The sequence below is a fragment of the Mycobacterium sp. NAZ190054 genome (genome assembly GCF_001545925.1).
Taxonomy (GTDB): Bacteria; Actinomycetota; Actinomycetes; order Mycobacteriales; family Mycobacteriaceae; genus Mycobacterium.
Map to the genome: position 1 here is coordinate 1 of NZ_LMVQ01000393.1, position 2,450 is coordinate 2,450.

The window sequence follows — 2,450 nt, forward strand, 5'->3', positions numbered from 1 at the left end:
CAGAGAAGGTCCGCGGCAGCGCTGACCAGCGCATACCGCCGACGTTCTCCCTTGGGAGTGACCGCTGCCGTCACCCAGAGAATCCTGCCAGCCACGGGGTTCCGACACCTTGTTTTCGGCGCGCAGTCCGAGCGTGAGCAGCTCCCGGCGGTTGAGGGTCGGCATGCGCGACATCATGCCATCGCGGCCGCGGCGCCCGTCGCTTCGGTGAAAACGCTGGTGATTCGCCGAAAACACGGTGTCGGAACCCCGTGGCTGGCAGGATTCTCTGGGTGACGGCAGCGGTCACTCCCAAGGGAGAACGTCGGCGGTATGCGCTGGTCAGCGCTGCCGCGGACCTTCTCTGCGAGGGCGGCTTCGACGCGGTGCGGCACCGTGCGGTCGCGCGCCGCGCCGGGCTGCCGTTGGCGTCGACGACCTACTATTTTTCTTCGCTGGACGACCTCATCGCGAAGGCGGTCGAGCACGTCGGAACCCGGGAGAGCGAACAGCTGCACCGTCAGGTGCAGACGTTGTCGCGCCGCCGCCGTGGTGCCGAGTCGACCGCCGACATCCTGGTCGACCTCCTGGTCGGCGACAACCCCGAACGCGTCACCGAGCAGATGATCTCCCGCTACGAGCGCTACATCGCGTGCGCGCGGCAACCGGGTCTGCGTGACATCCAGCGGCGCATCCTCAAACAGCGCAGTGAGGCCGTGGTCGAAGTGGTCGAGCGGTCAGGGCGTTCGGTGCGCGCCGAGCTGGTCAACGCGCTCGTGTGCGCCGTGGACGGGGCGGTGGTGGCCGCACTCGTCGGCGAGGGCGAGGGGCCGCGTGCCACGGCCAGGGCCACCCTGATCGACGTCATCGACGTGCTGGCCCCGTTCAACTAGCGTTTGCGGGTCGCCGCGCGTGGCTACTTGGACTGGGCTCGATCACGGGCGCGGCACGGAATCGGATCGGTTTACCGCGATGATGCTGCGGCCCCCGCCCGACTGGTCGATGATGAACATTTCGAGTGAAGTCAGGGAGGCGTGATGTCAGAAGCGGTGGCCGGCCCCAGCACTCCTGAAAACCAGCCCGAGCTCAGACGGGTGATGGGCCCCGGCCTACTGCTGCTGTTCATCGTCGGTGACATCCTCGGCACCGGCGTCTACGCCCTCGTCGGTGACGTCGCCGGCGAAGTCGGTGGCGCGGCGTGGCTTCCGTTCCTCATCGCGTTCGCCGTCGCCACCATCACGGCGTTCAGCTACCTGGAACTGGTGACGAAGTATCCGCAGGCCGCAGGTGCAGCCCTGTATGCGCACAAGGCTTTCGGGATCCACTTCATCACGTTTCTGGTCGCGTTCGTCGTGATGTGTTCCGGAATCACGTCGGCCTCAACGGCTTCCAGGGCCTTCTCGGCGAATTTCTTTGAGGGCGTGGGAATGGACGCGCCCAAGGCCGGGGTCGCGGTGTTGGCGTTGCTGTTCATGGCCGCGCTGGCCGCCATCAACTATCGCGGTGTGGGGGAGAGCGTCAAGCTCAACGTCGTCCTGACCATCGTCGAGATCACCGGCCTGATCACGGTCATCCTCGTCGGGCTCTGGGCGTTCACGGGTGGCGGCGACGTCGACTTCTCCCGGATCGTCGCGTTCGAGACCGCCGAGGACAAGAGCACGTTCATGGCGATCTCGGCGGCGACGTCACTGGCGTTCTTCGCGATGGTGGGGTTCGAGGATTCGGTCAACATGGCCGAGGAGACCAAGGATCCCGTCAAGACGTTCCCGAAGATCCTGCTGTCGGGGCTGTCCATCGCCGGAGTGGTCTACGTGCTGATCTCCATCGTCGCGGTGGCGCTGGTGCCGGTCGGCAGGCTCGAAGAGAGTGACACCCCGCTGGTCGAGGTCGTCAAGGCCGGCGCCCCCGGGCTGCCGATCGACGCGATCCTGCCGTTCATCACGATGTTCGCGGTGTCGAACACCGCGCTGATCAACATGCTGATGGCCAGCCGGCTGATCTACGGTATGGCGCGCCAGCACGTGTTGCCGCCGGTACTGGGCACCGTGCACCCGACGCGGCGGTCGCCGTGGGCGGCCATCGTGTTCACCACGCTGATCGCGTTCGGGCTGATCATCTACGTGTCGACCTTCGCCAGCAGCAACGCGATCTCGGTGCTCGGCGGTACCACCAGCCTGCTGCTGCTCGCGGTGTTCGCCGTGGTCAACGTCGCCGTGCTGGTGCTGCGTCGCGACGTGCGCCAGGCCGGCGGACACTTCAAGACCCCGACGGTGCTGCCGGTCGTCGGCTTCCTGACGTCGCTGTATCTGGTCACCCCGATGTCGGGGCGGCCCGCCCAGCAGTACATCGTCGCCGGAGCGCTCGTCGCCATCGGTGTCGTGTTGTTCTTCATCACCCAGCAGATCAACAAACAGCTCGGCATCCGCGACGGCCACATCACCGACCCGACCCATCTGGGCTCAGGCCCGCAC

Annotated in this window: 2 protein-coding genes and 1 pseudogene; 2 read left to right on the forward strand and 1 reads right to left on the reverse strand. The window is 66.5% G+C overall.

Annotation, left to right across the window (positions count from 1 at the left end; all coding sequences use genetic code 11):
- Positions 1–83: pseudogene (locus ASJ79_RS32650) on the reverse strand (TetR family transcriptional regulator); the annotation flags it as partial.
- Positions 84–263: 180 nt separating this feature from the next.
- Here ASJ79_RS32650 and ASJ79_RS22555 point away from each other — a divergent pair.
- Both ASJ79_RS22555 and ASJ79_RS22560 read left to right on the forward strand, forming a co-directional pair.
- Positions 264–872 (forward strand): TetR/AcrR family transcriptional regulator, encoded by a 609-nt coding sequence (locus ASJ79_RS22555; protein WP_067960157.1) that lies wholly within the window; start codon positions 264–266, stop codon positions 870–872.
- Between the two features lie 144 nt (positions 873–1,016).
- Positions 1,017–2,450: APC family permease (locus ASJ79_RS22560; protein ID WP_082753997.1), on the forward strand; the 1,434-nt coding region annotated here is incomplete at its 3' end.